We start from the raw sequence: 1,078 nt of genomic DNA on the forward strand, positions 1-1,078 counted from the left end.
GTGATGGCATTGATGAGATAGTCGTCGTTCCAGGCGCATTTCTTGATGCGATGGCTGATGGGGACTTTGGCAGCATCGGCGGTCTGAAGGATGTTTCTGGCGAGGCGATTGAGAAGGGCTGTGTTGGCGGGAGCATTATCCTTGCGGGCACGGCTGAGATCCTCATCGAGATGGACATCAAGCATCCAATGCAGGCCGTTCTCGATGTGCCAATGAGCTCTAGTGAGGTCGAGCGCCCGCTGCGGCGACATGAGCGTGGAGGCCATGAACAGGCGCATCAACGGCCTGGCCTGATCGCGTCGGCTGGTGATGCGGATGAAGGCCAGGTGGCCGGGCATCAGCGGCTCGGCCGCCGCCACGATCTCGGCCTGCCGCCACTCGTTGCGGCCGTGGCTGGTCTCGGTCCGCTCGGCAATGGAAGGGGTGGCGTCGGCCAGTTGCAGGTTGGCACGGCGCAGCCAATGACGACGGTTGCCCTTCAGCGCAAGCAGGTAATCGCCACCTCTTTGGGTAATGGCCGCAGCCATGCGGGTGTGGCAGTGGAGCGCATCGGCAGTGACCAATCTGCCTGTAAGATCAATGAGTTCGACGACTTTGAGCGCGGCCTCGACTTCGTTCTCACCAGCGCTCGGTGAGACTGCCGCCAGGCACAGCCGGGTCTCGGCGGCGAAGGCCGACACCGTCAACGGCGGACTGGCTGCCAAGCCCTTCTCGTAGGCCCGCCGCAAAGCCTTGCCGTCAAGCGACACCACCTCGAGCGTCTCTCGGCTGGCTCGGGCGAAAGCTGCGGCAAAGGCAGCAAAGGCGCGACCAAAGGCCTCCGGGTCGAGCAGACGCAGCAGCCGCGAGAAGGTGTCGTGGCTGGGAGCTGCGTCATAGTCGATCAGCCGCGACAGCGCCTGCTTGCGCTCCTGCGCGAACAGGGCGAACTCCGTCGCATTGCTGGCACCACACAGGCTTGCCGCGATCATCATCACGATCAGGTCGCCAAGCCGGTGCGTGGCGTTGGGCGCGCGTGGATCAGGCACCGCGCCAAAGTAGCTCTCAAGGCAGGAAATGGCAGTCGCTCCTTCGCTCA

General features: G+C 63.7%; 1 protein-coding gene. It reads right to left on the reverse strand.

From position 1 onward, the window contains the following. The coding region (locus NKH17_RS33315; RefSeq protein WP_352903218.1) for an ISAs1 family transposase at window positions 1-1,078 on the reverse strand (1,078 nt) is incomplete at both ends.

Source organism: Mesorhizobium sp. M1334 (genome assembly GCF_040317995.1).
In the GTDB taxonomy this organism is placed as follows: domain Bacteria; phylum Pseudomonadota; class Alphaproteobacteria; order Rhizobiales; family Rhizobiaceae; genus Mesorhizobium.